This is a genomic window from Yoonia sp. R78084 (genome assembly GCF_044595625.1).
Lineage (GTDB): Bacteria > Pseudomonadota > Alphaproteobacteria > Rhodobacterales > Rhodobacteraceae > Yoonia.
Window position 1 is genome coordinate 1,865,828 of record NZ_CP138993.1, and the last position, 26,048, is coordinate 1,891,875.

Here is a 26,048-nt window from a genome sequence, read left to right on the forward strand (position 1 = left end):
CCCCAGCAAATACGACATTTCAAGGATGAGATTATGCGCAAAACCCTTTCTGCCCTGCACCCCTATTGGCTCTGGGCGCTCTTTGCCCTGCCTGCCGTGCTGATGAGCTATGAAGCCCTCACCTCGGATGATCCCCGGGTCTTTCATATTCTGGTCCATCCCACGGGCGAGTTTTCCGCCCGCTTTCTGATCGTCACCCTGATGGCCACACCGCTGGCAATGCTCTTGAAAGGGTGGCGCGGGCCGCAGTGGCTCAAAAAGAACCGCCGCTATCTGGGTGTTGCGGCCTTCGGTTACGCGCTCTTGCATACCGTGTTCTACCTGATCGACAAAGGCTCGTTTGCGAGCGTGACTCGCGAACTCTCGCGGCTCTACATCTGGACAGGCTGGATCGCGTTTATCGTCTTTATTCCCCTTGCCCTGACGTCGATGGATTACTTCGTGCGCAAGATGGGCACATGGTGGAAATGGCTGCAACGCTGGACATATGCCGCCGCCGTGCTGACCCTGATCCACTGGGCAGCCCTGCACGACTGGGGCGGCATTGCGCCGGCGATGGCCCACTTCGTCCCGCTGATCGCACTTGAGGCCTACCGCGTCTGGTATTGGTACCTGCGCCCCGGCAGGCGCACCGTAGCCGCCTGAAAGAATTGCAGGCACCGTGCGCGGCGGTGCTTGCTTCACGGCGCCTGCCCTCCATAATGGATCAAGGGATCGAAAAGGAGCCAGCATGTCCGAAAACTACGTCGTGCTTTTGGGCACCAAAGGCGGCCCTGCCATCCGGCCTGGGTCCTCCATGCCGACGGCCAACCTCTTTTGCATCAACGGGCAACGCATGGTCGTGGATTGCGGATTGGGCGTGACCAAAGGGCTGGTCGATCAAGGGATGCAACTCAAGGACATCTCGCTGATCTTCATCAGCCATCTGCACTCCGATCATTACCTTGAACTCGGCCCGCTCATCCACACCGCATGGACGGCAGGCTTGAAAACTCAGGTCGATATCTATGGGCCGGTCGGGATCAAGACCTATTGGGACAGCTTTCTGGCCTCTATGAAAGCCGACATCGACCTGCGGATCGCCGACGAAGGCCGCCCTGACCTACGCGTGCTGGTTAAGTTGCACGATATCGACGCAGGCCACGTCATGGAACATGGCGGCGTGACAGTCACAGCGATGCGCACAGTCCACCCGCCTTTGATTGATTGCTTTGCCTTCTCTTTCAAATCCGCCGACACCCATGTGGTCTTTTCAGGCGACACCGCACCCATCGCAGCACTTGAGGATTTCGCGCGCGGCGCAGACCTTCTGATCCATGAAGCGATGCTGGAACAGGCGCTTCCGGCACTGACCGAACGTGTCGGCAACGGCTCGGAAAAACTGATGGAACACTTGCTGCGTTCCCACAGCCCCGCCGATGCAGCCGCGAGAACAGCCGCAAATGCCGGCGTCAAGCGGCTGGCCCTGTCGCATCTGCTGCCCTCGGATGACCCCGCCTACGGCGTTGAAGACTGGCACAAGGCTGTGGCCGGTCATTTCGACGGGACGTTGTTTGTCGGATCTGACGGGCTCAGGATCGACCTGCCCGATCATGGCTAGACTGCAGCGGTCCTTGGCTGCGACTCACCTATACGGCTGATCACCGAAAAACGCCCCTAGACCCAATAAAATATGGCGTTTCAATGCCCAATTGCGGCAGCATTCAGGCCGTTTTTCGTGCAAAAAATGATGCGGCTGTCCTTTAGGTAAGGGAATGATATTTTTGGGCATTATTTCATTGACGCGGTCAGTGCGGGTTCAATAGGTGGACCTTGTTGATGTGTAAAAAATTAGAAAATTGGCGAGTAAAATGTTGAAATCAGTAAACGGTATCATTGGTACAATGATGTTGGGTGCCATCGCACTCATCTCCCCTTCAGGCGTCAGTGCAGAACAGATCTCACTGACGTTGAAGGAGCAAAACTTCACAGTTGTCGGACAGTATATGGGCTTCGCCGAAGGAGCCTATATCATCATGACAGAAAACGGCGAAATGCGCCTTCCTGCGGCGATGGTCTCATGTGAAGGGGCCGCCTGTGAGGCAGCCACCTCCAACATGATTGCGGACAGCTAGAGCGTCACCGCCTGTCCCGTCCGCGCGCTCTCCTGCGCGGCCATCCCGATCGCAACCGCCCTTGCCCCGTCGGCAAGGGTGACTTCGACGTCACCTTCACCGCGCATGACCGCATTGAAACGCTGATGCTGATAGAAGGTCGATCCGTTGTGATCGCCCGCTTCCAGCAAAGTGGGGTCAACCGGAATTTCCGACACATACGGGCCCTTGGGCGCACGCGGGCTGATGATCATCTGCGGCACCGGCGGCGCGCCCAGCAGTTGCGGCCAGAACCGCCCCGGCCCCGGCACCAGCGCCTCGATCTTGCCTTTCGGCCCCACGGCGCTGATCTCTTCCTGATACTTGGACCCTTCGGCGAACATGCACAATTCCAGCATGGCGCGCGCGCCCTTGGCGAAGTCCAGGATCACATAGCCGTTGTCCCAGATATCCGGCGCCTGACCATCATAGCGCTCGTCAATATGGTTCAGCGACTGCCCCGCACTCGCCATCACACGCACCGGTTCATCCTGCAAAATCAGGCGCATCAGGTCAAAGAAGTGACAGCACTTTTCCACCAAGGTCCCACCGGTCTTGGCGTTGAACCGGTTCCAGTCGCCGATCTTCGGCAGGAACGGAAACCGATGCTCGCGGATCGTCAGCATCTTGATGCCACCGGTGGCCTGTTCGGCCTGTGCAATCAGGGCCGCGACTGGAGGCATATAGCGGTATTCCATCGCCACCCAGACGGGATGCGGATAATCCTTGAACAGCGCCTCCAACACGGGCGCATCGGCGGGGTCAGTGTAAAGCGGCTTTTCACACAGGATCGGCAGCGGGCGGGTCGCCACGATCTGCTGGAGTTGCTGGACATGCAGGTAATTCGGGCTGACGATCACCACCGCATCCAGATTCTCAAAGGCCAGTAGCTCTTCAATCGACCCCGCAACATGGGCGTTTTCCGCCAAGGTCGCGGCTGATTCTGCGAGCTCCGCCACCGGATCATAAACCACCGACACGCGGCCTTGTGGCAGCAGATTGATATTCAAGATATGTTCGCGACCCATCATGCCGCAGCCAATCAGGCCGTAGTTTACCGTATCCACGTTGCTTAACCTTTGCCCATACGAGAGATGTAGTTGGCGCGCTTGGCGTCATACCAAGTGCGCGAAAATTCTGCGGGGTCTTTGGTGGCGGTCAGGCTGACCCGCTCGATATAACCCACAGGTGCGCCGGGGCGCAGATGAAAGGCGGCTGGCACCCAATCGGGCACCACATCAACGCCGATCCGGTCTTCGACCGATGCAATCACCACACCCAGTTCATGGCGGTAGAAGTGATAGAGCGAGTCCGACAGATCCGACACAGCGATCCGGTCACGCGCCGCCCCATCCAGCCAGATCTCCTCGAGCGCGACCAACACGCCATCCAGCGACCGCAAACGCCTGATCCGGTGACCCTGCGGATCACCACCCAAGCGCGCAAAGCCCATCGGCTTGGCCAAGCGATCGACAGACAGCACCTTTGCAGTCGGCAAACCACCCCCCTTGAGCAGCTCCAGCCGGAAAAACGCATAGACCGAATTCACCGCAGGGCGGTGGCGCACATAGTTGCCCGACCCCTGCACACGGTCCAGCAATCCCTTGGCCTCGACATCTGCAAGCGCCTTGCGCAACGTCCCCACGGCCACGCCCAATTCATCCGCCATCTCGCGCTCGGGTGGTAATCGCGCACCATCCGCCAGATGCCCCGCGGCAATCTCTCGGATCAGCATTTCACTCAACTGAATGAACTTCGGCAGTGCAGAGGTTGTCGCCATGGCGGCACCTCCCCGAGCCGACACATGAAAATTGATACACTATTGTTGCACAGATATTTGCGTGCTAGGCAAGTGGAAACACGATCTTCTGGGGAGGAGAATCAATGACCATCGTGCCCATCACCAGCCCCGATCTGGATGCTGCGGAAGTGTCATGGTTTTCCGCGCTCTGTTCGGACGATTACCAGTTTCTGGGCGTGCCTGACGGCGAACTGCGCTCCTCATGGGAGCACTGCCGCGACATCGCGCTCACGGCTGAAAAACAAGGGTTCCGCAACATCCTCGCCCCTTCGTCCTATCAGGTCGGTCAAGACACGCTGTCCTTTGTCGCAGGCATGGCCCCGCTCACCGAAAAGATCAATTTCCTCGCCGCGATCCGCTGTGGCGAAGTGCAACCGATCATGCTTGCCCGCACCATTGCGACACTCGATCACATGCTCAAAGGGCGCCTGACGCTCAACGTCATCAGCTCGGACTTCCCAGGCGAAGTCGCAGACAGTGCTTTCCGCTATAAACGGAGCCACGAGGTTGTTGAAATCCTTCGCAAATGCTGGACGCAGGATGAAGTCAGCTATGACGGCGAGATCTACCAGATCTCCAAACTCACCACCGATCCCGCCAAACCCTATCAGCAGAACGGCGGGCCGCTCTTGTACTTTGGCGGCTACTCGCCTGCGGCTCTCGAACTTTGCGGCGCGCAATGCGATGTCTATCTGATGTGGCCCGAAACCACCGACATGCTGGAACAGCGCATGAAAGACGTGCACGCCCGCGCGGCCGAACATGGCCGGACACTCGACTACGGGCTGCGCGTCCATATGATCGTGCGCGATACCGAAGCAGAAGCGAAGGAATACGCCGACTACATCGCCTCCAAGCTGGATGATGAATACGGCAAACTGATCCGCGACCGCGCCCATGACAGCATTTCGCTGGGTGTCGCACATCAGTCGCGGGCCCGCGAACTGGCGGATAAATACGGCTACACCGAACCCGGTCTCTGGACCGGCGTAGGCCGCGCCCGTTCGGGCTGCGGTGCGGCATTGGTCGGCTCGACCGATCAGGTCATGTCCAAAATCGAAGCCTATCAAAAGATGGGCATCCGTGCTTTCATCTTTTCGGGCTACCCGCATATCGACGAGGCCGAACACTTTGGCGCCCGCGTCATGCCGCATCTGAAAACCTGCTCGCTCCCCCACGCCTACGGGCGTGTCCCGGCCGAAACACCCGCAACACCCCTAGGAACAGGACCCCGCCGTTAATGACCCGTATCTCGATCACCAACGACCTTTCCTTCAGCCGTATCGTCTATGGCATGTGGCGGCTTAGCGACGACAACGACACTTCTGTTGCGCATGTTCAGGCCAAGATCGAAGCCTGCCTTGCCCAAGGTATCACCACGATGGATCAGGCCGATATCTACGGCGGCTATGAGGCCGAAGAGGTTCTGGGCAATGCTCTCAAAGCGGCCCCTGCGCTGAAGGACCAGATCGAGATCGTCACAAAATGCGATATCGTCGCCCCCGCAGGGCGCTATGCGGACGCGCGGGTGAAATACTATGACACCAGCCGCGCGCATATCGTGGCGTCCGTGGACCATTCCCTGCGGCTGATGAACATCGACAAGATCGACACCCTGCTGATTCACCGCCCCGATCCGATGATGGACCACCATGAAACCGGAGCGGCACTGGATGAGGTCGTAGCCTCCGGCAAGGTCCGCTCGATCGGTGTGTCCAACTTCAAACTGCACGACTGGACCCTGCTGCAATCGGCCATGAAAACGCGGCTGGTGACCAACCAGATCGAACTGTCGCTGACCGCGCATGCAGGGTTTACCAACGGCGATGTCGCCTACCTGCAAGAGCGCAATATCCCGATCATGGCATGGTCGCCCTTGGGTGGCGGCAGCCTGATGACAGGCACAGGCGCGGCCCAGGACGCGCTGGCCAAAGTGGCGGCCGAGAATGGCGTAGACAATGCCGCCGTCGCAGTGGCATGGTTACTGGCGCATCCGGCAAACATCATGCCGGTCATGGGCACGAATAATATCAATCGTATCAAATCACTCTCAGACGCTTTGAAAGTGAATATGGACCGTGAAACATGGTTCGAACTTTACACAGCCGCACTTGGCGCAGAGGTACCATAATGGACGCAGGCACGATCGCCACATTCGACCCCAGCACTGACAGCGACAGCTTTCGCGGTGCCTTGGGCACCTTCGTCACCGGTGTGACCATCATCACCACCGATAGCCCCGAAGGACCGGTTGCCATCGTTGCCAACAGCTTTGCCAGCGTGTCACTCGATCCGCCACTGGTGCTGTGGTCGCCTGCGAAATCCTCGCGGCGGTTTGAACATTTTGCAGGCTCGCGCCGCTTTGCCGTCCATGTAATGGCAGCGGACCAGCGCGATATCTGTGCGGCAATCATCAAATCCAAGACCGCGATCAAAGACGTGCCGACGCATCTGTCGCACTGCGGCATGCCGATCATTGAAGGCGCGCTTGCCACGTTCGAGTGCAATCTCGAGGCCTCGCATGACGCTGGCGACCACGTCATTGTTGTGGGCCGCGTCACCAAAGCCCACCACCGTGGCGGCGAACCGCTCGTCTTTCACGCAGGAAAATACGGAGAGTTTAGCGCGACCTGAACTTATCATTTTGCCCTAAATACTCTGGGGGAGCCGCAGCATGCGGCGGGGGCAAAGCCCCAAGAACACAAGGGCGCAAGCCCGCACATGAAACAGGGGAGGAGCCGATGTCGGTCCTGTTTGGTCTTTTATGGCCGCTTGAACGGTTCAACACCGTGGTCCTTGCCATCGGCAAGGTGATCGCGGTGATCGCCCTCGCCATCATGGTCGCGCTGATCCTGGGGCAGGTCTTCTTCCGCTATGTGCTCAGCGATGCCCCGAACTGGACCGAAGAAGGCGCGCGCTTTGGTATGCTGTGGATGACGGGGTTGATGGCGCCGCTGGCATTCCGCATGGGCGGGTTTGTATCGATCGATATGCTTGAACGCGCCCTGCCCCGTGTTGTTTCCGGCCTGCTCACGCTGCTGATCCTTGGCATCGCCCTTTGGGTGCTTGTCATCGCGTGGGAACGCGGGCTGAACAACCATGTCCAGACGCTTTCAGGGCGTGGGTGTTCGTCCTCGCTGCGCTGGCCCTTCGGGATCGAGATCGGCAAATGCGGTGCCAAGTTCCAGAACAACTATCAATACGCATCGCTCTTTGTAGGCGTGAACCTGTTGATCCTTGTGAATGTGGAATTGATCATCCGCCAGATCATCAAGCTCTTGGGCCAGGGCGACCGCCTCACACCGCTCAATGCCGATGACTTTCAGGGAGCCGACTGATGCTTTTATGGTTCCTTCCCCTTTTCCTTGTCCTGATCATGATCGGCCTGCCAGTGGTCTTTGCATTGCTGGCCTCACCTTTCGCACTGATCATGCTCGAAGGTGACAACCGCAATGTCGTCGCAGGGCTTTATCGCAACCTTTACAACGGCATGGACAGCTTCCCGCTGATGGCGCTGCCCTTCTTTATGCTGGCAGGCGAGATTATGAACCGTGGGGGCATTACCCTGCGGCTGGTTGAATTCGCGCAGGCCTTCATGGGCCATTTGCGCGGCGGTCTGGCCCATGTGAACATCCTGTCATCCATGCTGTTCGCGGGCCTTTCCGGTTCTGCCGTTGCAGATACCTCTGCCATCGGCTCCACCATGATCCCCGCGATGGAGAAAAACGGCTACACCCGCAAATTCGCCGCCGCGATCACCGCCGCCTCATCGGTCATCGGCCCGATCATCCCGCCATCGGGCATCATGATCATCTACGCCTATGTGATGGGCGAAAGCGTGGCCTCGCTCTTCCTTGCGGGTATCGTGCCGGGCATCATGGTCGGCGTCGGGTTGATGGTGATGGTCCGCCTGATGGCCGACCGCTATGACCTGCCCAAGGCAGAGCGGATCGTCACCAAGAACCAGACGATCACGCCGATTGAATACTGGGTCAGCTTTGCGCTCGTGCGGATCAATCTGGCAGGCCTCCTGATGGCGCTTTACGCTGGGCTGTCGGGCCTTGTCGGTTTGTCTTCAATCAACGAGGCCGGCGACAAGGTGCATAACCTCAACCTCTGGGTCGTCTTCGGCCTGCTGCTGATCGCCGCCCATTTCATGCTGATGGGCTACCGCAAGCGCGTGACCCATGATTTCCGCATGGTCTGCAAGAAGGCCATCGCGCCTCTGCAAACCCCCATCATCATTCTGGGCGGCATCCTTGTGGGTGTCTTCACCCCGACCGAGGCCTCTGCCGTGGCCGTGGCCTATGCGCTGATCGTCAGCTTCTTTGTACTGCGCTCCATGAAGTTGCGCGATCTGGGCGAGGTGCTGACGCGTTCGGCGCTGGCCACCTCGGCGGTGCTCCTGTTGGTGGGGGCGGCAGTTGCCTTCAAGACTGTCGTATCCCTGTCATACGCCCCGCAGATCCTCAGCGACTATATCCTGTCGCTGTCAGAAAACCCGCTGATGCTTTTGTTCCTGATCAACATCCTGCTCTTTATCGTGGGCATGTTCCTTGATGCAGGGCCCGCGATCATCATTCTGGGACCAATCCTCGGGCCGATCTTTGTGGACCTTGGCGTGCACCCCGTCCACTTTGCCATCATCATGAGCGTGAACCTGACCGTGGGGTTGGCCACGCCGCCCATGGGGCTTGTCCTATTCGTGGCCAGTACGGTGTCGGGCGAACGGGTTGAAACCATCGCCAAAGCGATCCTGCCATTCCTTGCGGTGGAAATTCTGGTGATCTTCCTGATCACCTACATCCCCGCCATTTCCATGACAGTGCCTTACCTTGCAGGCTTCTTGGGCTGCGGCCCCGAAGTCGGGTTTAGCGCCTGCATTAGCCCACCACCGGGCATCAACTAACAGCATCAACAGGGAGAGAATAATGCTGAGACAGTTCACAAAAATCGCGGCCACCGCCGCACTGCTGGCGACCCCGCTGGCGGCCTGGGCACAGGATTTCACAATCCGCGCCACGGCCAACTCGAACGAGAACGACGAGGACTATGATGGTCTGGTTGTGTTCAAAAACTACGTCGAAGCGGCCTCGAACGGACGCATTGCCGTGGAACTCTTCATCGGCACCCAGCTGTGCGCGACCGGTGCGGAATGCCTCGAAGGTGTCTCTGAAGGCTCCATCGACGTCTACATTTCCACATCCGGCGGTGCCGCAGGCATCTTCCCCTATGTGCAAGTGCTTGACCTGCCTTACCTGATGTCATCCGACCGCGTGGCCGAGGCCGTTCTGTCAGGTGATTTCGTCCGCACCCTGCGCGACAAGGCGCTTGAGGACAGCGGCAACACCGTGCGCCTGATGACCGTCGGCAACACCGGCGGCTGGCGCAACTTTGCCAACACCGAACGCCGCGTGCAGGGGCCAAGCGATTTGGCCGGCCTGAAACTGCGTACCGTTGTGGCCGATCTGCCTGTGCAACTGGTCGAAGCCATGGGTGCCTCTGCGACACCGATCCCGTGGCCAGAGCTGTTCACATCGCTGCAAACTGGCGTTGTTGAAGGTACAGCCAATGGCATCACCGACATCATGGGCATGAAGTTCCCTGATGCGGGTCTGCAATACCTTACACTGGACGGCCACTCCTACATGGGTGCGCTGTGGTGGATGAACAACGACAACTTCATGGCCATGCCAGAAGACCTGCGCCGCGTTGTGGTTGACGGTTTCTCTGCGCTACAGCAGGCAACCTTCGCATCCCCCAAGCGCAAATCCATCGAAGCCTATGAAGCTTTCGTTGCAGGTGGCGGCGACATCTATGTGCCAAGCCCGGAAGAGAAAGCGGCCTTCGCAGAAGCCGCAGCCCCCGTATATGCATGGTTCCGTGAAAACGTGGACGGCGGCAGTGAGATGCTGGACGCGCTGATCGCAGCCACAGCCGAGGTCGAGGCCGAACTGGCCGCTGATTATGCCAGCGACCTGAACTAAGGTCCGGCACGGAAAAAACGAAAGGCCGCTCCATCGGGGCGGCCTTTTTTGTTCGGTGGGCCAGTCAGACAGGTTTGGTGTATGTCCTGCACCTTGCCCCCACCGGACTCTCCCGTCGCGCGGGGTCAGGACGGCGCAATGAGCCGTTGCTGCCACAAGAACGCCAATGCGCCCGCAACATCTGAACGAAGCTGCTCCTGCGAGATTTCAACGTATAATCCCTGCAGGACCTCAACCATCTCGGCACCGGTCAGCCCCTCATCCAGCAGTGTCCAGATGATCGCAGAGACCGGGTTCAACCGATGGATCGCGAAACCGTCGCCGTCGGCAAGATACAAAGCAGTGCCGGCCTCGAGGGCGGTAAAGTCCGGCAGTTTTGCAAAGTGGCAATCAAGATCAACCGGCCTGTCTACTACCACATCCGGAAGGTCCAGCGGCGCCAGCGGCAAGGTTGCAGACATATCCGCCTCTGCCATCTGCGCCGCAGGCAGATCACGCAAGAGAGGGGTCTCATGCAAAAGCGCCGCTGCATCCTCAACGCTGTTATAGCGCAACCGCAGCACAGGCACCGTGCGGGTCAATGCCTCCGCCACCCGCAAAATGGCCCCGGCATGCACCTGACGGCCAAAATTCTGTGTAACCAGCGAGGCCATCGCCTCTTCTTGGGTCACTGGCGTCAGCGACGCAGGCTCTGTCATCGCCGGATCGCCCTCAAGCACAACAATCGCACCAACCGGTGCGGTCGTGCCTGATTGCGGCAAATCAATATCCGTCAGATACCCGTATTGCTTATTCCGCACGGCAATCCTGTCCATGATCCAACTGTGCATTGTTGCAGAGAGATTATCCGGCAAAGGCAGACGCAAACGCGGCGCAATGCCATTGGCGATCCCGCTGATCGCACCGGTTTGCGGCGTGATCTGTAAGGGGACAAAATCATCAGAGAAGACCGCATGCCCCCGCTGTGCCAGCGTCGCGGACAACAGGCTTTTGCCGGCACGGCGGGCATTGGGAAAGATCACGAGGCGGTCGTTGAAAGTGAGCGCAGCAGCATGCAGGCACAAGAGATCCGGACGACTGCGCAGGCGTTCCCACGACATTTCGACCACAAGATCACAGATCGCGTTTACCGGATCATATTCGGTGACCGGTTTGGCCGCCAGCGGCGCTTCGAGCCGCCACTTACCCGTCTCTGCCGGACTGATCGTTGCAAACGCAGCGGAGGCTGGCGGGTCATTTTCGGTCACGGTGAAGGGCCAAGCCGCCATCACCGGATCCAGCAAAGGACGCACGACAGCAGGATTGGCAACACGCAAGGGTGTATCCAGACCGGCAAACCCAAGAGACTGGACTGGACTGTCAGCCATGGCAAAGCGGCCCCTTTGCAGGGGCCGCGATATGGGTCAACCTTCCCACACGGGTCAGACTGACCAAAGCGATGTGTAAGGACACATTCATCTTAGTCGGGCGTGCAAACCTTTCCGTTGGAATTGTATGTGCTGCCATCCCAGCTTGTCCCCGCAGCGCAACCATTCGCATCGGTGGAAGAGTCGCTTGGGCCGGAAGACATGCTTGGTGTGCTCGGGCTGCTTGGTGAGCTCGGGTTGCTTGGGCCACTGGGGTCACTTGGTGCGCTGGGGTTGCTCGGTGCGCTTGCCGGGCTGTTAGAGGAAGGTGCAGAGGCCCCGTCCGAAGCATGCGCCATCGACATCGTTGTAAATGCAGGAACCGTATAAGCGGCGGCGGCCAAGCCGCCGATCCGTGTCAAAAGCTGGCGGCGTGAAACTGAAGTTGTCTTGTCTGTCATCGTATCCTGTCTTTCTCTTCTTTGTCCTCGGTACGGTATTGCGCACCTTGGCGTGAAGTATTGCCACTCGAACGCGGCAGGTGAGTGCCATCACCTTGGCCCAAAAAAACAAGGCCTCTCAATCGAGCAAAGGTTTAGACCAGCGAAATAAACCGAAGGTATATACCGGTCTTCACGCTCTTTGCGCCACTGAAAACAAACAAAAATCCTGTTTTTGTTGGGAAATATCCACCCCTTCAGCGAAACGGATACATCCAGCCTTTGTAGTCATCAATCAGCACTTCCGCCCGCGCGCGTTCTTCCGGCGTCAGACGCGGGGTGATCAATTCCAGCGAATCCAGCGCATCAGGGTCCCCGCCTATTGCCGATAATGCGTACCAAAGATACGCTCTTACCATATCAGGCGCGGGAATGCCCCGGCCCACTTCATAGTACCACCCCAAGCCGGATTGTGCGCCAGGATGCCCTTTCAAAGACGCCCGCAGATACCAGTCAAACGCCCGCTCGTCATCGCGTGCGACACCCAGGCCAAGCGCGTACATGACGCCGATCAACTCTTCAGCCTCGGCGTTGCCGGACCGCGCATAAACCTCAAAGAGCGCGCGCGCCTCGGCATAGTCGCCCGCCTCCATCAGATCGCGCGCCACTTCCATATCGGCCTGCGCAGGTGCCGAAAAAAACAACAAGGCTGCACAAATGTATGTACAGGTTGTGTACAGGTTGTGTACGCGTTCCATACGGCGGTCCTTTGGCTCTTTCTGGGCACCAGTCTGGCGACGGCACAGGGGATAAGTCCCGATGATTACATCCAAGTCGACCCGGATCAAGCCCGCATCGGCCAGCTTCTTTTTTACGATAAGATACTGTCAGGAAACAAGAATATCTCCTGCGGGACCTGTCACCACCACGATCACGCAGGCGGTGACGGCCTCTCGCTCGGGATCGGCGAAGGCGGCATCGGCGTCGGCCCCGAACGCACCGCCGGATCAGGGCCCGACGCGATCCGCAAACGCATTCCCCGCAACGCGCCAAGCCTTTGGAATCTCGGACATAACGACATTGAGACGCTGTTCCATGACGGCCGTCTGACGCGCTCGGATATCTACGGCAACGGCTACGATTCCCCCGCCGAGGAATGGCTGCCGGCGGGCCTTGATAACCTCGTGGCTGCACAGGCACTTTTTCCCATGGTGTCGCAATTCGAGATGGCCGGAAACCCCCGCGAAAACGAAATCGCAGGCGCCACGCATGACCGCATTGATGTGGCCTGGCCGATCCTTGCCAAACGCGTGCGCACGATCCCTGCTTATGGCGACATGTTTGTCCAGGCCTTTGACCACATTGAAGAACCCGCTGATGTAACCATCGTGGAAATCGGCAATGCTTTGGGCGCTTTCATCATCAGCGAATGGCAATCCTACGATAGCCCCTACGACAAATGGCTTGCGGGCACGCCACTGCCCGAGGACGCCGAACGGGGCCGTCAACTTTTCTTCACGGGTCGCTGCGCATCCTGTCACGCAGGGCCGCTTTTTACCGATCAGAGTTTCCATGCGCTCGGCCTGCCCGCTTTCGGCCCCGGGCGCACGCGGCCCTGGGATCAGATTTCGCGCGATGTGGGCCGTATGGCCGAAACCAACCTGCCGCAGGATGCCTATAAGTTCAGGACACCCTCATTGCGCAATGTGGCCCTGACCGCGCCCTACGGCCACAACGGTGCCTATGCCACATTGGACGGTATCATCCGCCACCACGCCGACCCCATGGGCACGGGTGCGGCATGGACACCGGCACAAGCCAACCTGCCCGAAATTCCCTGGCTCGCCGCGGCTGACTTCGCGATCCGCCAGGACCGTTTGGAAATAGCACGACAATCTGCCGCGATCGACATGCGCCCCATTGCTTTGACCGAAGCAGAAATCACAGACCTCATCGCCTTCCTGAACGCGCTGACCGGCGAAGCCGCCCAGACCCGCCCGATGGGCCGCCCTGACACCGTCCCCAGCGGCCTCCCCGTCGATTGAATTCGCTACAACCTGTTATTATTGGCCCGAAAATATCCCCGCCGGAGGCTCCGACACCGCCGTAGAGTGCCTAGCCCCGCCGGATCATCACCCCGAGGTCGGCCACGTTGGTGCCCGTCGCATCTGTTATCAGAAGATCACCCGCAGCTTTCAGCGCGGCATAGCTGTCGTTATTTGCCAACAGCCTGTCCAGATTACCAATCCTGCCAAGAGTATCTTGATCGACAATTCCCCCCGCTGCATCGGTCGGCCCGTCACGGCCATCACTGCCCGCTTGCAGGCAGGTCCAGTCTGTCCAGCCGCGCAGCGCGGCCTCCTGCGCGATCCGCAACGCCAGTTCCTGATTGCGTCCCCCGCGTCCCGTACCGCGCAGAACGACGGTGGTTTCACCTCCCCAAACAGTCGTGCCGACAACCGCCTGATCACAAATCATCCGCGCTGCATCCGCCACATCACCTGTGATGGGTGTCGCAATCACGTGGGCTTCGGGGGCTGCAACTTGCATCGCTGCCACGCTTTTCCCGTTCGACCCCACCAATATGTTGCGGGCCTCCGGCAAGGGCGCGGGCGGTGCTGCCTGACGTAGATGATCACGCACGACCTCCGGCAGGTCCTCCCACAACCCATGCGCCTGCAACAAAGCCGTTGCCTGCTCTGCTGTCCCGATCGGTCCAACCGTCGGACCGCTCGCAATGGCCGATAGATCATCGCCGATCACATCTGACAGGATCAGCGCCGTTACTTTCGAAGGGGCCGCATGACGCAGAAACCCGCCACCTTTCAGGTCAGACAACTGCTGGCGGATCAGGTTCATCGCCACGATATCAAGACCCGATCTCAGCAGAAGGTCATTCACCCGTGCTTTATCAGCAAGGGTCAACGCCCCTGCAGGCGCAGGCAACAGAGCTGACCCGCCCCCCGATATCAGCGCCAGCACCGGACCCTCCACCGCATCCAAGGCTGCAATTACGGCCTTCGCTGCCGCTGCGCCGTTTTCATCGGGCACGGGATGCCCCGCTGCCATCACCACCGCCCCATCCAGATCACTGGCGTTCTCGTAGTTCGTCACCACGAGGCATTTCACACCTGCAAACCGCACCAAGGCCGCCTTGGCCATCGACCGGGCAGCCTTGCCCACCGCGACGATCAAGGCAGGGACAGATACATCTTCCAAAGCCTCCGAAACCGCCAGATACGGATCGGCCGCCTTCACGCCCGCCTGAAAAATCCGCAACACCTCTGCGCGGTCATCCTTCATCACGATCCCCTTTCCTCATGGCTATCAAGGCCGCCATACGCTGCACGATCTGCAATTCCAACTCTGCCGAAGGCGACGCGCCAAGCGAAGGCATCGCCAATGCGACCAGCACCCTTGGGCGCGAAGCCGCCAACATCACATGGGTCGCAGAATAGCGCGCGAACAGATAGGCGATATGATCATCGGCCACTGGTCCCAATTGCGGCGGGTCGCTTCTGCGCAAGACGGGGGCGGCTGCGAAAATCCGGTCCAGCACATCATCCTGCAAACCCTGCAGGCTCTCTTCGCTGACGACAACCGCGCCTTCGACAAGTGGATGGTCTTGCAGATCGCGCAGGAACGTCATCGGATCATCGGTGCGCGCCACAGCAAGCTGGCGCAACAAACCAACGCTCTGTTCTTCCAGACGCAGCGCGCGCGCATCATTCAGGATCGCCACGACAAAGAGCGTGGTCATGATCGCGGCAATGGAAAGTAGATATCCATCACGCCCCATCTGTGCGAAAGTGGCAATCATCGCCCCCACACCACAGGCCGCCACAACCATCACGCCAAGGTTTGCAAGCGTTGCGCGATGCCCGATATGTGGACGCCCCAATCCGATGGCCAACCAGCATAGGATCAGCACCCCCAGCGCCGAAAACTGGATCGGCAACCCAACGGAAAGCAGCAGAAAATCACCTGCCGCAAGCGGTATGAACAGGATCAACGACAGCCCCAAGCGCACGACCATTGCGTTTTCGGTGACAGATAACGAGGCCTTGTCGCGACTTATGATCAGCCACCCCGACATCACAAACCCCAGTAACTGAAACCCCAAAAGCGCAAACAGCCGCGTGGGATCAATGCTGCCTGAATACCACAGCGAAGATACCGCAAAGACCACAGCCCCGCCCCCGATCACCGCCTTGACCAATGGCGGCGCGTGGCGGCGCAACAAGCCCTCGGTCAGGATCAAGACCGCCAAAGGAATGATTGCAGCTCCAAGCAGGGTGAGAATACGAAACGCCTCAATCCCTGTGAGGATCATCAGCGCGCGCCCCGCAAAAAGCACCATCGTGACCCGCACGCCAAACAGAAACCGCTGGTTGATCGGATCATCGCGATCACGGCGCGTCAGCACGGTTTGCAACACAAAGAGTCCCGTCAACGCCGCCGCAGACAGGAAAAGCTGCATCATGATCGTGGCAGCGGCAATCATCCGTTGCGCCGCGCGTAGGGGCGCAGGTGCCCCCATTCCTGCGTGCTATCGGCCCAATGGATCGCTGGCAAAACAATACGTCTGAGCGCCACGATCCCCCCCGTCAGCAGCAATCCGATCACCGCGGATTTCGGCACTTCGCGTGTCAGGTATGTGCGCATTGCCGCCACATCCATCTGGCCCAGTTGCAGCACGTCATCGCCACGGGCATAGTCCAGCGCCTCTTGGCAAAAAGCGTTATAGCGCGAATCGCGGTGCTTGGGCGCGCTCTCCCATGTCTTTTTCAGATCATCCGACCCGCCGGTATAGGCATCGGTAATGACAAAGCGCTCTTCATCAAACCCCGCATCCGCGCCCACTCCGAAAACATGCCGCTGGGTCGCCATGATCTCGCGCGCCAGGAGCAGGTGTGTCAGCGTGCGCCGCCCCTTGTTCGGGCTGGGCCAGACATCGGAAAACATCTCGCTGACCATACCCACGACAGCGGGGACTTGCGTGACGTTGGAGACCCAGACAGGGCGGAACTGGCGGCGGAAAAAGATCAGAAAACAGGTCAGGCCATAAAGCACCCATGACAGGTTCTTGGATCGCTCGTCGGGGTCCACCATGACCAGACCGAGATGCAAGACTTCGATCGGGTGCGGGGCCGTGTCCAACGTCATTGCCGCCAGTGCGTTGAATGCAACGGGGGTGCCATCGCGGCGCGAGACCAGCGTGATGATCACCGCTTCCATCCGCGACTTATCCCCTGAAAACACGCCATAAGTCAGGCTGCCCGCATCGAGCGTGCGCGCCGCCACTTGGCGCAGATCAGCGCTCAGCGCGGAAAGTGCGGCGTCATCCATCCACACCCCGGGACGCTCGACAATACGGACCACATAGTCGGCACCGGCGCGCAATGACACATCCATGTATCTACGCCCGAAAGTCCTGAAGATTGTGCCGATCACGCTGTTACACCTCTGCCACCCGCAGCCACGTTAGGCACGGGCGGCAGGCGGCACAAGAGTGCGGGATCACAGGTAGCGGTTCACCAGATTTTCCAACCGCTCCTGACGGCCGGAACGGGGTTCGGGGTTGATGCCCTCGGCCTGCACCTTGGCCGTGATGCTGTCCAGATCACTGGCCAGCAGCGCCTTCCCTTCAGCGGTATCCCAACCTGCATAACGGGCGTTGCGTGCAGCCTCGAGTTTGCCGTCCTCCAGCATCGCCGCAGCCGCTTTCAGGCCCGCCGCACAGGCATCCATCCCGCCCACATGCGCGAGGATCAGATCCTCTGCATCCAGCGACTGGCGGCGCAGTTTGGCGTCAAAGTTCGTCCCGCCTGTGGTGAAACCTCCAGCTCGCAGCACTTCGTAGTAGGCCAACGCCATCTCGGGCACGTTGTTTGGGAACTGGTCGGTATCCCAGCCACTTTGATAGTCGTTGCGGTTCATGTCGATCGAGCCGAAAATCCCCAATTCGCGCGCCAGGGCCAGCTCATGTTCAAAAGAATGGCCCGCAAGGATCGCGTGGCCCTGTTCGATATTCATCTGCACCTCGCCCTCAAGACCAAAGTCTTTCAGGAAGCCATAGACCGTCGCCACATCATAATCATACTGATGTTTTGTGGGTTCCTGCGGCTTTGGTTCGATCAGGATCGCGCCTTTGAAGCCCATTTTGTGTTTGTAATCCACGACCATCTGCAACATGGCCCCCGCCTGCTGGCGTTCGCGGCCCATGTCGGTGTTCAGCAGCGTCTCGTAGCCTTCCCGCCCGCCCCAAAGGACGTAGTTTTCACCACCAAGTTTCATGGTCGCATCCATGCAGGTCTTAATGGTGGCCGCTGAGTAGGCGAATACATCAGGGTCAGGGTTAGTCGCGGCTCCTGCCATGAAGCGGCGGTGCGAAAAGAGGTTCGCCGTACCCCACAGCAGCTTGACGCCGGTCGCCTCCATCTTCTCGGCAAAGCAATCGACGATGGCCTCAAGATTCTTTGTGCTCTCGGCAAAGCTCGCCCCTTCAGGCCGCACATCGGCGTCGTGGAAACAGAAATACGGCACGCCAAGGATCTGGAACATCTCGAAGGCCACATCGGCCTTCATCCGCGCGGCATCCATGCTGTCGCCGAACCATGGACGCTCGAAGGTCTGTCCACCGAAAGGGTCGCCACCGGGCCATGCAAAGGAATGCCAATAGGCGGCCGCAAAACGCAGATGGTCCTTCATCGCCTTGCCCATCACCACCTCGTCGGGGTTGTAGTGGCGGAAGGCAAAATCATTGTCTGTCGACGGGCCTTCATAGGTGATGGCGGGGATGCCCTTGAAAAAATCGGTCATGTCAGTCCTTTCAACGCGCCATAACTTGCGCGGTATCTTGTGTGCGCCTCGTGAAAGGCGCCGGTGAGTGAGGGATCGGGATCAATCGTGCGGGCAATCTGCGGGGCGGTTGCAATCTCGACCCCTGCACCAGTTGCGGCCATCATGCCGAGGCGGGCCGCGCCGAATGCACCGCCAAAATCACCTGCGACAGGCAGTTGCACCGGGATCTCCAGAGAGGTGGCGATCGCCCGCACCCAATAGTCCGATTTCGACCCGCCCCCGACCGCGATCAGGCGGTTGATCTGCGTGCCTGTGGCCGACAGCGCGTCATAGCAGTCGCGGATTGCATGTGTGACACCTTCCAGCACAGCCCGCGTCATCGCCAACTGATCGGTGCCGTGGTCCAGATGCAGGAACGATCCCCGGATATTGGCATCATTGTGTGGTGTGCGCTCGCCGCCCAAATACGGCAAAAACAATGTACGTCCCGGCGCCTGCAAATCCCCGAGAACACCCGTCAGGGTGGCCGAGGGTTTATCCATGATCCTCGCAAACCAGTTCAGCGCATCGGCGGCGGCAAGGATCACACCCATCTGGTGCCATGTATCCGGAAGGGCGTGACAGAATGTGTGCACGGCGGTCGCCGCATCCGGCTGATAGGCATCCGAAGCCGCAAACAACACGCCAGATGTGCCAAGCGACACAAACGCATCGCCTGCTCTGACCACACCGACGCCCACGGCACTCGCGGCATTGTCACCGCCGCCACCTGCCACAACGACACCTTTGGGCAAGCCCCAGCGCTCGGCCAGCTTATCGCGCAACTGCCCCGATACCTCAGAGCCTTCGACCAGGCGCGGCATCTGCGCACGCGACATGCCGGTCGCGGCCAAGAGATCATCCGACCAGTCGCGTTTACCGACATCAAACCAGCTTGTGCCCGCGGCATCCGACATCTCGGCCACGGCCTCGCCCGTCAGCCAAAGGCGCAGATAGTCCTTGGGCAAGAGCACACGGGCCGTTTTTGCAAAGATTTCCGGCTCGTGTTTGGCCACCCAGACAAGTTTCGGCGCGGTGAAACCCGGAAAGACAATATTGCCAGTCAACGCACGGAACCTTGGATCGGCGTCCAGCGCTGCCGCTTCCACAGCCGCGCGCGTATCGTTCCACAGGATGCACGGGCGCAGCACTGCATCATCGCGGTCCAGCAAGGTCGCACCATGCATTTGCCCCGACAAACCGATGCCGCGCACCTGCGCCAATGAGACATGCCCAGCGAGGGCCTGCATGACGGCATCTGCGGCATCCAGCCATGTCGCAGGATCCTGCTCTGACCAACCCATCTGAGGACGTGCCGCAGTCAGCGGCGCTGTCGCTTCCGCGACAATCGCCTGACTATCGTTGATCAAAACAGCCTTGAGACCCGATGTTCCCAGATCAAGGCCAATGAACATTAGGCGGCCCGTTTGGGATTTTTGCCCATGATGATCATTGACAGGATATCATCCTCGGTCACGTCCTCGACGCGCTCGGTCCCGATCAACTGGCCGTTCTTCATCACCGACACACGGTCGCAGAGTTCCATCATTTCACGCGTGTCGTGGCTGATCAGGAAGATGCCCAGACCTTGCGCTTTCAGCTCTTTGATCAGGTCCGCAACCATCGCCGTTTCATGCACACCAAGTGCCGCAGTCGGTTCGTCCATGATCAGGATGCGCGCGTTGAAATAGACCGCACGGGCAATCGCCACGGACTGGCGCTGGCCACCGGACAACGAGCGGACGGGTTCCGAGAAACGCTGAAAGTTCGGGTTCAGACGCGCCATGATCTTGCGCGATTCCGCTTCCATCGCGGTATCATCCAGCAAACCGAACTTGGTTGTGATCTCACGACCCAGGAACAGGTTCGAGGCCGCATCCAGGTTATCCGACAAGGCAAGTGTCTGATAGATCGTCTCGATATTGTGCATACGCGCATCAATCGGGCTGTTGATTTCAACCTTCTTGCCGTCGACAAAAATCTCGCCGGCGTCTTTCTTGTACGCACCCGAGAGAATCTTGATCAGCGTCGATTTACCCGCCCCGTTGTGGCCCAAAAGGCCCACAACTTCGCCCGGCATCACGTCGATAGACACATTGTCGACTGCTTTGATCCCGCCAAAATGGATCGAGATATTGCGCATTTCCAAAAGTGGGGTGCTCATTATGCGTCTCCTGTTTTACGGCGGTAGATGATGTCGATCCAGACAGCGATGATGAGAACGCCACCCACGATCATATTCTGCAGTGGTGAATCAACGCCCACCATGCCCATGCCGGACACGAGTGCCTGCATGATCAATGCGCCAAGGATTGCGCCATAGATCGTGCCGACGCCCCCTGCTAGGGCAGTGCCGCCGATGACGGCCGCCGCGATCACGCGCAATTCGTCCAGCTCACCCAAGGATGATCCGGCAGATCCCAGACGGGCCGAGGCGATGACGGCAGCAATTGCTGTCAGCGCGCCCATCAGGGCAAAGACCTTGACCGTCAGCAAACGCGTATTGATGCCTGACAGTTCTGCCGCGTCTGGGTTGCCACCCATCGCAAAGATATAACGGCCAAAGCGCGTTTTCTTGGCGATGATCGTCATACCGATGGCGACAGCCAGAACGATCAGGACCGAGATGGGGAAACCGTAGGCTTCGGTATAGCCTTCGGGCATCTCGAGCCCTTCGGCAGCAAAGCGGCGCTCCAGAATACGGGTCGGGACCATATAGGCGTTCATGATCGCGGTAATCCCGCAAATCGCACCCACAAGGATCGCGCCCAGGGCATACTCGGCCCACATCGGTTTGACCGCAAAGCCATGGCTGATGTGTTTGCGCCGTGTGTTGATCAGAAAAAGGATTGTCAGAATGGATCCAACGATCGCCAGCGCCCAGCTTGCCGTGACACCAATCGTACCGGTCGCACCGCCAAGCATGATGAAATTGGGATCAAGCGGTGAAATGGTTGTGCCCTTGGACACCCACCAAGCACCACCGCGCCAGATCAACAGGCCGCCCAAGGTGACAATAAAGGACGGGATCAGAAGGTAACCGATCAACCAGCCTTGGAACGCGCCAATAGCAGCGCCAAGCAAAAGGCCCGCGATGACGGTAATGATCCAGATGGAGGGACTGCCGAAACCGACGATATCAGGCAGGATTTGCACCTGAATGACACCCATGATCATGCCAACGATCCCCAGCAGGGACCCGATGGACAGGTCAATGTTGCGGGTGACGATGACAAACACCATCCCCGTGGCCATCACCGCGACCGATGCGGTCTGCAATGTCAGCGTAAACAGGTTGCGCGGGGTCAAGAACGTCCCCCCCGTTGCAACGTGGAACACCAGCGCAATGATTACGAATGCGCCGATCATGCCCAAGAGCCGCGTGTCGATTTGCAATGTTTTGATTAGCTTACCAAGTCCGCCAGACATTGGTTCCCTCCCCTTTCAACCCGTGGCAGGGTTGGCTTGTAAGAAAGCCCCACCCGACACTGCGGATGGGGCCTTTGTTTGTAGGTTCAGATTATTCGCAGACTGCGAGGCCTGTCACACCTTGGCAGAGCACGTCTTTTTCAATCCAGCCAGCTTCCAGAACAACGTCCAGGTTGTCTTGCGTGATTGGCAAAGGTGCCAGCAACATGGAGTTCACTTCAACACCACCGGGTGATGTGAATGTGGCAGACCCTTCGATGTCAGCCATAGCTGTGCCATTGGCCAATGCAACAGCGATTTCGCCTGCATTGCGGCCCAGCGCACGGCTGTCTTTCCAGACCGATACGGTCTGTGTACCCAGTGCAACACGGTTCAGTGCCGCGTGGTCGCCGTCCTGACCAGAGACAGGAATACCGTCCATACCCTGAGAGGCCAGAGCCGCAACAACACCGCCGGCCATGCCGTCGTTGGAAGACACAACAGCGTCAACTTCGTTGTTGGTCTGTGTCAGGATCTGCTCCATGTTGCGCTGTGCGTTCGCAGGCTGCCAGCCATCGGTGTATGTCTCACCAACGATGGTGATCGCACCGCTGTCGATGGCAGCTTGCAGCACCTCTTGCTGACCGCCACGCAGGAAGTCGGAGTTCGGATCGGTTGGCGAGCCCTTGATCATGACGTAGTTGCCCTCGGGCGCCAGATCGAACACGGCACGCGCCTGCATCCGGCCAACTTCGACGTTGTCAAATGTCAGGTAGAATGCGCGCGGGTCTTCGATCAGACGGTCATAACCGATGACAGGAATGCCGGCAGCTTCGGCAGCATCAAGTGCCGGGCCGATGGACGCGCCGTCCTGTGCAAGGATAATCAGGGCATCAACACCCTGTGTGATCAGGCTTTCAACGTCGGCCAGCTGCTTTGTAGCGGACGACTGCGCATCGGCAGACAGGTAGCTAGCGCCAGCGGCTTCCAGCGCACCAAGCATCGCTGCTTCGTCAGTTTTCCAGCGCTCTTCCTGAAAGTCCGACCAGCTTACGCCGACAGTGATGCCGTGGGCGTCAGCAAAGGCAGACGTGCTGAAACCGGCAGCCACAATTGCTGCCGCGATAACGGATTTATGCATGTTTTCCTCCCATAGTGTGCCCCATGCATTGGGGCGTGGGCCATTTGACCCTACGGTCGTTAGAATGACTTATTAAATTCAGTTGTCAAAATAAAAATTGACGCGAATTGTGAAAAAAACGCTTTGAACACGCAAAATTTTTAGGCACTGTACAAAAGCGAGCGAATTTTAGGATGCGCGGCAGGCCTATTAATTCAGAGATTAAACTATGTACGACAATATGGCTGACCAAAACGACGAATCGGGAGGTCCGAACGGCTGTGGTCCATTGTTGGCGTCAGATTCGCCCGACGCCAAGCCGTTGCGACAACAAGTCTTCGAACACGTCCGCGCGACGGGGCGTGCCGCACGCACCGATGTCACCCGCGCACTCAACATTAGTGCCGGATCAGCCACAACGCTGACTGCCGACCTGATCTGCGCGGGGCTTTTGCGCGAAGTCGAAGGCCTGCCCCGTGAAAGCGGCCGCGGGCGCCCGCCCGTTGCGCTCGAGGTCGTGCCAGAGGCACGCTACGTCATCGGGATAAAACTTTCGGATGAAACGCACTCTGCCGTGCTCTCTGATTTTGCAGGTCGCCCCGTTGCAGATGCCACCCTGCCCTCATCGCCCGGGCGCAAATCGCTCGATACGGTTCTGGAAGAAATTGATATCCTGATTGACCGCGTCCTTAAGGATGCGGACATGAGCCTGCCAGAGATTTCGGCAGTCGGTATGGGTATTCCTGGCATTGTGGACCACGACACGGGCACCGTAACTTGGTCACCCTTCCTGATTGAAACAGAGGTTGATATCCGCACTGCCTTTATGGCGCGGTTTGGCATGCCGGTTTACGTGGACAACGATACGAATGTGCTCAGCCTTGCAGAGCTATGGTTCGGGGCCGGTCGCACAATTGCGGATTTTGTTGTCGTCACAATCGAGAATGGCGTCGGTATGGGCCTTGTGCTGGACAACAGGCTGTTTCGCGGCGCGCGCGGCATGGGGCTGGAACTGGGCCACACAAAGGTGCAGCTTGATGGTGCGCTATGCCGCTGCGGCCAGCGCGGCTGTCTTGAGGCCTATCTCGCGGATTACGCATTGGCGCGTGAGGCTGCGACGGCGCTGGATCGCAACCCCCGCACCCCGCAAAGCCCCTATGTGATGCTGGATGCGCTTTTCGCACAGGCCAAATCCGGCAATGAGGCCGCGCGCACGATCTTTCGCCGTGCGGGACGGTATCTGTCGCTGGGGCTCTCCAACGTGATCCAGCTCTTCGATCCCGGCCTGATCATCCTGTCGGGCGAGCGGATGCAATATGACTATCTCTATTCCAAAGAGGTGTTGGCCGAGATGCAGAAACTGACCCTGAGCGACGGGCGCACGCCTTGCGAGGTCGAAGTCCACGCCTGGGGCGGCATGATCTGGGCGCGCGGTGCCACGGCGCTGGCGCTTGAGGCCGTCACGGCCGCTGCATTGGGAGAGGCCCGCGGATGATCCGGCTCTTGGCGCTGCTTGTCGCAGCCGCACCGGTTGCGGCAGACCCCTTGTTCGAGGATCGCTCGGCGGGTTTGCCGGAACATATCTATGGCGGAGAGTGGGAGCATTTCGTCGGCGGTGGCGTTGCGGTCTTCGACTGCAACGGCGATGCACTGCCTGATCTCTTTGCCGCGGGTGGTGCAAACCCCGCGCAACTGATGGTCAACCGCGGAGATTTTACGTTCTCCAAAGGCGGGGTACCTGAACTGACAGGCGTCACCGGAGCCTATCCGCTGGATGTAAACGCAGATGGGGCAATGGACCTCTTCGTGCTGCGCGTTGGCCAAAACCAGTTGTTGATGGGTGGGGGTAATTGCCGCTTTACCGCCAGCAATGAGCTTCCTCAAGATGATGCGTGGTCGACCGCTTTCACCGCCTGGTGGGAGGATGACGGCAAACCTGTCATGGCCGTAGGCAATTATGTAGACCGTGCCGATCCTGAGGGACCTTTCGGGGCTTGCGATGACAATATGATCCTGCGTCCCGGCGCATCAGGTTATCAGAGCACCCCGCTGACCCCGGGTTTCTGCCCTCTGTCGATATTGGCGGCCAATGATGCACGCGGACGCCCGACCCTGCGGCTCTCGAACGACCGGCACTACTATGTCCGCAAAGGCTATGAGCAGATGTGGGATATCGCCGAGCAGCGTTTTCTGGGCGCCGATGACGGATGGAAGAACGTCTCGCTCTGGGGCATGGGCATCGCGAGCCGTGATCTGACCGGTGACGGGCGCGATGAGGTCATGCTGACCTCCATGGGCGATCAATTGATGCAATTGGCCCAAGAGGACGGCACCTATGCTGCTGCCCCTTTCACGATCGGTACCTATGCCCAGCGCCCCCATACCGGCGATGACGGCCGCCCCTCGACAGGCTGGCACGCAGAGTTTGCGGATGTAGACAACGACGGGCGCGCGGATCTGTTCATCGCTAAAGGCAACGTCGACCAGATGCCGGGGCTGGCGATCCAGGACCCCAATAACCTGTTGATGCAAAATGCCGATGGCACCTTTCGCGAGACTGCAGCGATTGCAGGTGTTGCGACCAAAGAGCGCGCGCGCGGCGCGGCATTGGCCGATTTTGACGGTGACGGGCGTCTGGATCTTGTGGTTGTGAACCGGCGTGCGCCGATGGAGCTTTACCGCAATGTCACTCCGGACTCCGGAAACTGGCTGGAGATTGCGCTCACCCAGCCCGGCGGCAATATGAATGCTGTGGGTGCGACTGTCGTGGTGGAAGCGGAAGGAAACCGCCAAAGCCAGCAACTGACCGTCGGTGGCGGGCATGGCGGTGGCAAAGCATTGCCGTTGCACTTCGGCTTGGGTACGGCAGAGACTGTCACAGTGACCGTAGTCTGGCCGGATGGGCAGCAAACCAGCCATCAGGCCCAAGCAAATCAGCGGGTGCGGTTGACGCGCTGACGCGCGGAAAGAT

At 59.2% G+C, this 26,048-nt stretch carries 25 protein-coding genes; 13 read left to right on the top strand and 12 right to left on the bottom strand.

Annotated features, from left to right (window positions below; genetic code table 11):
• Nucleotides 1-33 precede the first annotated feature (33 nt).
• From SJY29_RS09540 to SJY29_RS09550, 3 genes are all read left to right on the top strand, one after another.
• Complete coding sequence (locus tag SJY29_RS09540) at nucleotides 34-645, top strand: sulfite oxidase heme-binding subunit YedZ (protein WP_400082270.1); 612 nt, start codon at nucleotides 34-36, stop codon at nucleotides 643-645.
• A gap of 85 nt (nucleotides 646-730) precedes the next feature.
• Nucleotides 731-1,600 carry an MBL fold metallo-hydrolase gene (locus tag SJY29_RS09545; protein ID WP_400082272.1) on the top strand — a complete coding sequence of 290 codons (870 nt, stop codon included), beginning with the start codon at nucleotides 731-733 and terminating at the stop codon, nucleotides 1,598-1,600.
• Nucleotides 1,601-1,850: 250 nt separating this feature from the next.
• Complete coding sequence (locus SJY29_RS09550) at nucleotides 1,851-2,114, top strand: hypothetical protein (protein ID WP_400082275.1); 264 nt, start codon at nucleotides 1,851-1,853, stop codon at nucleotides 2,112-2,114.
• Here the strand turns inward: SJY29_RS09550 and SJY29_RS09555 are convergent.
• Both SJY29_RS09555 and SJY29_RS09560 read right to left on the bottom strand, forming a co-directional pair.
• On the bottom strand, nucleotides 2,111-3,199 hold the full coding sequence (locus SJY29_RS09555; protein WP_400082278.1) for a Gfo/Idh/MocA family protein: 1,089 nt from the start codon (nucleotides 3,197-3,199) through the stop codon (nucleotides 2,111-2,113). The genes SJY29_RS09550 and SJY29_RS09555 overlap by 4 nt on opposite strands.
• A 5-nt stretch (nucleotides 3,200-3,204) precedes the next feature.
• A complete protein-coding gene (locus tag SJY29_RS09560) occupies nucleotides 3,205-3,912 on the bottom strand; it encodes a GntR family transcriptional regulator (protein ID WP_400082280.1) in 708 nt (235 codons plus the stop codon).
• 104 nt (nucleotides 3,913-4,016) lie between these two features.
• Here SJY29_RS09560 and SJY29_RS09565 point away from each other — a divergent pair, with 104 nt between their 5' ends.
• The 6 genes from SJY29_RS09565 (at nucleotide 4,017) to dctP (ending at nucleotide 9,920) form a co-directional block, all read left to right on the top strand.
• A complete protein-coding gene (locus SJY29_RS09565) occupies nucleotides 4,017-5,174 on the top strand; it encodes an LLM class flavin-dependent oxidoreductase (RefSeq protein WP_400082282.1) in 1,158 nt (385 codons plus the stop codon).
• Nucleotides 5,174-6,064, top strand: coding sequence for an aldo/keto reductase family oxidoreductase (locus tag SJY29_RS09570; protein WP_400082285.1), 891 nt, complete (start codon nucleotides 5,174-5,176; stop codon nucleotides 6,062-6,064). The genes SJY29_RS09565 and SJY29_RS09570 overlap by 1 nt, the downstream gene beginning before the upstream one ends.
• A complete protein-coding gene (locus SJY29_RS09575) occupies nucleotides 6,064-6,567 on the top strand; it encodes a flavin reductase family protein (RefSeq protein WP_055292207.1) in 504 nt (167 codons plus the stop codon). The genes SJY29_RS09570 and SJY29_RS09575 overlap by 1 nt, the downstream gene beginning before the upstream one ends.
• Nucleotides 6,568-6,674: 107 nt before the next feature.
• Nucleotides 6,675-7,271: a TRAP transporter small permease gene (locus SJY29_RS09580; RefSeq protein ID WP_055292205.1), complete on the top strand. Its 597-nt coding sequence runs from the start codon at nucleotides 6,675-6,677 to the stop codon at nucleotides 7,269-7,271.
• Nucleotides 7,271-8,842, top strand: a complete 1,572-nt coding sequence (locus SJY29_RS09585; protein WP_400082289.1) for a TRAP transporter large permease — start codon at nucleotides 7,271-7,273, stop codon at nucleotides 8,840-8,842. Before SJY29_RS09580 ends, SJY29_RS09585 begins: the two co-directional genes overlap by 1 nt.
• A gap of 22 nt (nucleotides 8,843-8,864) precedes the next feature.
• Nucleotides 8,865-9,920: a TRAP transporter substrate-binding protein DctP gene (gene dctP, locus SJY29_RS09590; protein WP_400082292.1), complete on the top strand. Its 1,056-nt coding sequence runs from the start codon at nucleotides 8,865-8,867 to the stop codon at nucleotides 9,918-9,920.
• Nucleotides 9,921-10,045: 125 nt separating this feature from the next.
• Here dctP and SJY29_RS09595 read toward each other — a convergent pair whose 3' ends face one another.
• On the bottom strand, nucleotides 10,046-11,287 hold the full coding sequence (locus SJY29_RS09595; RefSeq protein ID WP_400082295.1) for a PqqD family peptide modification chaperone: 1,242 nt from the start codon (nucleotides 11,285-11,287) through the stop codon (nucleotides 10,046-10,048).
• A 117-nt stretch (nucleotides 11,288-11,404) separates the two neighbouring features.
• On the opposite strand from SJY29_RS09595, the gene SJY29_RS09600 reads away from it, so the two are divergent.
• Nucleotides 11,405-11,656: a hypothetical protein gene (locus SJY29_RS09600; protein WP_400082298.1), complete on the top strand. Its 252-nt coding sequence runs from the start codon at nucleotides 11,405-11,407 to the stop codon at nucleotides 11,654-11,656.
• A 307-nt stretch (nucleotides 11,657-11,963) separates the two neighbouring features.
• On the opposite strand, the gene SJY29_RS09605 is transcribed toward SJY29_RS09600, so the two are convergent.
• Nucleotides 11,964-12,380, bottom strand: a complete 417-nt coding sequence (locus SJY29_RS09605) for a tetratricopeptide repeat protein (protein WP_110279461.1) — start codon at nucleotides 12,378-12,380, stop codon at nucleotides 11,964-11,966.
• A 117-nt stretch (nucleotides 12,381-12,497) separates the two neighbouring features.
• Between SJY29_RS09605 and SJY29_RS09610 the strand changes: the two genes are divergently transcribed.
• Nucleotides 12,498-13,751 carry a cytochrome-c peroxidase gene (locus tag SJY29_RS09610; RefSeq protein ID WP_400088887.1) on the top strand — a complete coding sequence of 418 codons (1,254 nt, stop codon included), beginning with the start codon at nucleotides 12,498-12,500 and terminating at the stop codon, nucleotides 13,749-13,751.
• Between the two features lie 70 nt (nucleotides 13,752-13,821).
• Here the strand turns inward: SJY29_RS09610 and SJY29_RS09615 are convergent, their stop codons facing one another.
• The 8 genes from SJY29_RS09615 to xylF form a co-directional block, all read right to left on the bottom strand.
• Nucleotides 13,822-15,009: a glycerate kinase gene (locus SJY29_RS09615; RefSeq protein WP_400082301.1), complete on the bottom strand. Its 1,188-nt coding sequence runs from the start codon at nucleotides 15,007-15,009 to the stop codon at nucleotides 13,822-13,824.
• Complete coding sequence (locus SJY29_RS09620; protein WP_400082303.1) at nucleotides 14,999-16,246, bottom strand: hypothetical protein; 1,248 nt, start codon at nucleotides 16,244-16,246, stop codon at nucleotides 14,999-15,001. The genes SJY29_RS09615 and SJY29_RS09620 overlap by 11 nt, the downstream gene beginning before the upstream one ends.
• The gene (locus SJY29_RS09625; protein WP_400082306.1) at nucleotides 16,207-17,160 is read right to left on the bottom strand and encodes a hypothetical protein; all 954 of its coding nucleotides are present in this window, start codon (nucleotides 17,158-17,160) and stop codon (nucleotides 16,207-16,209) included. The genes SJY29_RS09620 and SJY29_RS09625 overlap by 40 nt, the downstream gene beginning before the upstream one ends.
• 66 nt (nucleotides 17,161-17,226) lie before the next feature.
• A complete protein-coding gene (gene xylA / locus SJY29_RS09630) occupies nucleotides 17,227-18,528 on the bottom strand; it encodes a xylose isomerase (RefSeq protein ID WP_400082309.1) in 1,302 nt (433 codons plus the stop codon).
• Nucleotides 18,525-19,964 carry a xylulokinase gene (xylB, locus tag SJY29_RS09635; protein WP_400082311.1) on the bottom strand — a complete coding sequence of 480 codons (1,440 nt, stop codon included), beginning with the start codon at nucleotides 19,962-19,964 and terminating at the stop codon, nucleotides 18,525-18,527. Before xylB ends, xylA begins: the two co-directional genes overlap by 4 nt.
• Nucleotides 19,964-20,713, bottom strand: a complete 750-nt coding sequence (locus SJY29_RS09640) for an ATP-binding cassette domain-containing protein (protein ID WP_110279222.1) — start codon at nucleotides 20,711-20,713, stop codon at nucleotides 19,964-19,966. Before SJY29_RS09640 ends, xylB begins: the two co-directional genes overlap by 1 nt.
• Nucleotides 20,713-21,978, bottom strand: a complete 1,266-nt coding sequence (locus SJY29_RS09645) for a sugar ABC transporter permease (protein WP_400082314.1) — start codon at nucleotides 21,976-21,978, stop codon at nucleotides 20,713-20,715. Before SJY29_RS09645 ends, SJY29_RS09640 begins: the two co-directional genes overlap by 1 nt.
• Nucleotides 21,979-22,069: 91 nt before the next feature.
• Nucleotides 22,070-23,098 carry a D-xylose ABC transporter substrate-binding protein gene (xylF, locus tag SJY29_RS09650; RefSeq protein ID WP_181417136.1) on the bottom strand — a complete coding sequence of 343 codons (1,029 nt, stop codon included), beginning with the start codon at nucleotides 23,096-23,098 and terminating at the stop codon, nucleotides 22,070-22,072.
• A gap of 220 nt (nucleotides 23,099-23,318) precedes the next feature.
• Here xylF and SJY29_RS09655 point away from each other — a divergent pair, with 220 nt between their 5' ends.
• Both SJY29_RS09655 and SJY29_RS09660 read left to right on the top strand, forming a co-directional pair.
• The gene (locus tag SJY29_RS09655; protein WP_400082317.1) at nucleotides 23,319-24,572 is read left to right on the top strand and encodes an ROK family protein; all 1,254 of its coding nucleotides are present in this window, start codon (nucleotides 23,319-23,321) and stop codon (nucleotides 24,570-24,572) included.
• On the top strand, nucleotides 24,569-26,035 hold the full coding sequence (locus SJY29_RS09660; protein WP_400082320.1) for a CRTAC1 family protein: 1,467 nt from the start codon (nucleotides 24,569-24,571) through the stop codon (nucleotides 26,033-26,035). Before SJY29_RS09655 ends, SJY29_RS09660 begins: the two co-directional genes overlap by 4 nt.
• The last annotated feature ends 13 nt before the right edge of the window (nucleotides 26,036-26,048 follow it).

Bases quoted from the DNA above. Each gene is read 5' to 3' on its own strand.
- SJY29_RS09605 (WP_110279461.1), bottom strand. From the start codon at position 12,380: ATGGAAGTGGCGCGCGATCTGATGGAGGCGGGCGACTATGCCGAGGCG.
- SJY29_RS09640 (WP_110279222.1), bottom strand. From the start codon at position 20,713: ATGAGCACCCCACTTTTGGAAATGCGCAATATCTCGATCCATTTTGGC.
- SJY29_RS09545 (WP_400082272.1), top strand. From the start codon at position 731: ATGTCCGAAAACTACGTCGTGCTTTTGGGCACCAAAGGCGGCCCTGCC.
- SJY29_RS09575 (WP_055292207.1), top strand. From the start codon at position 6,064: ATGGACGCAGGCACGATCGCCACATTCGACCCCAGCACTGACAGCGAC.
- SJY29_RS09560 (WP_400082280.1), bottom strand. From the start codon at position 3,912: ATGGCGACAACCTCTGCACTGCCGAAGTTCATTCAGTTGAGTGAAATG.
- SJY29_RS09595 (WP_400082295.1), bottom strand. From the start codon at position 11,287: ATGGCTGACAGTCCAGTCCAGTCTCTTGGGTTTGCCGGTCTGGATACA.
- xylF (WP_181417136.1), bottom strand. From the start codon at position 23,098: ATGCATAAATCCGTTATCGCGGCAGCAATTGTGGCTGCCGGTTTCAGC.
- SJY29_RS09565 (WP_400082282.1), top strand. From the start codon at position 4,017: ATGACCATCGTGCCCATCACCAGCCCCGATCTGGATGCTGCGGAAGTG.
- SJY29_RS09620 (WP_400082303.1), bottom strand. From the start codon at position 16,246: ATGGGGGCACCTGCGCCCCTACGCGCGGCGCAACGGATGATTGCCGCT.
- SJY29_RS09580 (WP_055292205.1), top strand. From the start codon at position 6,675: ATGTCGGTCCTGTTTGGTCTTTTATGGCCGCTTGAACGGTTCAACACC.
- xylB (WP_400082311.1), bottom strand. From the start codon at position 19,964: ATGTTCATTGGCCTTGATCTGGGAACATCGGGTCTCAAGGCTGTTTTG.
- SJY29_RS09660 (WP_400082320.1), top strand. From the start codon at position 24,569: ATGATCCGGCTCTTGGCGCTGCTTGTCGCAGCCGCACCGGTTGCGGCA.
- SJY29_RS09615 (WP_400082301.1), bottom strand. From the start codon at position 15,009: ATGAAGGATGACCGCGCAGAGGTGTTGCGGATTTTTCAGGCGGGCGTG.
- dctP (WP_400082292.1), top strand. From the start codon at position 8,865: ATGCTGAGACAGTTCACAAAAATCGCGGCCACCGCCGCACTGCTGGCG.
- SJY29_RS09655 (WP_400082317.1), top strand. From the start codon at position 23,319: ATGGCTGACCAAAACGACGAATCGGGAGGTCCGAACGGCTGTGGTCCA.
- SJY29_RS09570 (WP_400082285.1), top strand. From the start codon at position 5,174: ATGACCCGTATCTCGATCACCAACGACCTTTCCTTCAGCCGTATCGTC.
- SJY29_RS09645 (WP_400082314.1), bottom strand. From the start codon at position 21,978: ATGTCTGGCGGACTTGGTAAGCTAATCAAAACATTGCAAATCGACACG.
- SJY29_RS09540 (WP_400082270.1), top strand. From the start codon at position 34: ATGCGCAAAACCCTTTCTGCCCTGCACCCCTATTGGCTCTGGGCGCTC.
- SJY29_RS09585 (WP_400082289.1), top strand. From the start codon at position 7,271: ATGCTTTTATGGTTCCTTCCCCTTTTCCTTGTCCTGATCATGATCGGC.
- SJY29_RS09550 (WP_400082275.1), top strand. From the start codon at position 1,851: ATGTTGAAATCAGTAAACGGTATCATTGGTACAATGATGTTGGGTGCC.
- xylA (WP_400082309.1), bottom strand. From the start codon at position 18,528: ATGACCGATTTTTTCAAGGGCATCCCCGCCATCACCTATGAAGGCCCG.